This is a genomic window from Bacillus sp. P4_D3, from assembly GCF_056401855.1.
In genome coordinates this window covers 1-2,203 of record NZ_JBFUIN010000523.1, presented here as the reverse complement: position 1 = coordinate 2,203, position 2,203 = coordinate 1, and the positions used below count along the sequence as shown (strand labels likewise).

At 34.5% G+C, this 2,203-nt stretch carries 1 protein-coding gene; it reads right to left on the bottom strand.

The genetic code is table 11. The features are described 5' to 3' along the window. The coding region (locus tag AC1DTM_RS23560) for an SIR2 family protein (RefSeq protein WP_477001021.1) at positions 1–2,203 on the bottom strand (2,203 nt) is incomplete at both ends.

Below are 2,203 nucleotides of genomic sequence, written 5' to 3'. Positions count from 1 at the left end.
TTCCAATCTTAAAATCCGATTCCCCTCTCATAACTTGTGGAAGTACAGAAAAAGAAAAACGTTTTACAATCCGTATACTATTTTCATCTAACTCTTCTAATCGATTACTAATTTCATATAGAAAATTACTAATTAACCAATGAAAAGCAGTATTTCTAACAAACTTCTGCAATAACGGTATAATCTTTTGAATTTGTTCATTYGTCAAATTTCTGTTATTTCGCCACTCTCTAATACACACAAACCATACTTCATTACTAATTTCGTGCACGCCTACTAGTTGATAAGCAAACGAAATACTCCACTCTACATTCAATTTACACGCTTTTGATAACATCTCTGAAAAATGACGTTGCTCAAAAACACCATCTCTTGAAAATTGCCGAACTTGCTCCATTATTTCATCGTCTTTCAGCTGCAGCAATCCATCAGCTGTTACATTGCATGTAATACGTTGTTCATTTGCCTCTTTCTTTGGAACACTGTATTGATCTGAAGAAAAATGAGGGTGTTTCTGTTTCATTAGCTCATATCCTTCCGCCGTACACTTACTATTCGGATCACACGTGAATAGTAAGTCTAATACAAGACAAGCATCAAACGCCCTCTCTTCTGCAAGATACTCTAATACATGTTGAATTACTTCTTCTTTCGTTTCTTCTAAAGCATCTGCGTAATAATTCTTTAAAAGTTGAAACACTTCATGTTTACATGTGAAATCTAAAAGAACATCTGTATGTAACGACCACTTCAGTTTGTCATCCGCTGTAATGAATACATTATTAATCATTGCTTCAATCGCAATTCGCTTTTGAAGTACACTATCAGTTTCAATCATTTCTGTAATATAATAATTTGCTTTTTTCTCATTGTTTTCACATAAATATATAAGACACTCTTTTACAATTTGAATTAAAAATGTAAAATCATTTTGCTGTAACTCCTGCACTGAAATTTCTCTATCTCTTTTTTTCAGTGCATGTTGTCTTAATGACAATAGTTGTATCTTTTCTAATCMCATAACCATAATTGGATTTGCGTAGTAAGCGATATGTGGTCTCATTTTCTCTTTCCAAATTTGCTCCACATGAGAAAAAATAGGCATTGGTATACGACTCGATTCCTCGAGTTCAATCGACTCTTGCGTATCATTTCCCCATCTTCTTACACGCTTCAGTTTAAGTTTCCCGTCTAAAATAAACGTTAATAGCAACAAGCCAATTTCTTTATGCTCAGGGAAAGAACATTTTTGCAATAAATATGTGATCATTTCAATAGAGCTACTATCTTTCTCTGCTGTTTCTAATAAAAGTAATGTCCATCTTGCAAACAACAAAGGGTCCATCGTTTCTTTCGTTTCGTTTAAGTACGTGCAAATTGTTCGCCACCATAATGGGGATATTTTAGAATAATTTTTAAAAATCAATTGAAATAGTTCTTTTTGATGACTAAATAGAAATTGCTCCACTAACCATTCCGCAAGCAATTCATCTACTTCATCATAATTTGCTGTAAGCAGAAATAAGTTTCTTAATTTCCCTTCGGCTTCAAGCCATTCCACCCATTCATAATCACGAGCAAATTCAACGAAGTACCGAACAGTTTCAATTTTTTTTATTGACTGTTTTATATAGGATAATTGCTCCTGCTCTACTGATGGAGGAACGGTTACAATATCACGAATACGCATTCTTTTCGTAATATAATTATCCCCCATTAATTCCGCCCACCGCTTCACCGCTTTCACAAGTGCCTGATGATTATTTGCTTTATTCGGATACACAATCGGTCTTATCCCTAAATGCTCCCAATGATATGTATTATCACCTTGTGCGACGAAAGCATAACGCCTTGTACTCGGTGGTAAGCCTGTTGCTAAATATTTCATTACAGGATCATTATGACTATACCCAACGAATAAAACAGTGTAATTTGAAAATAAATCAACTAAAAATCGTCTCGCCCATCCTTCTGTTAAGTAAGCCCTTCCAAAATCACCATCCGTTAAAATTAAAGCTTCTTTCTCTTGTTCTATATTCCCATGTATGTAAGCCAACCCTTTAAACGCTCTCCCTGTCGGTAAAGCAGGTGCATAATAAATATTCAGCTCTCTATTCATTTCTGTAATTACAGACGTAAAATGTTGATCAAAGTTTGTCGTTACAATTCGAACATCCGTATCTAACGGAAACAACCTTGGAAT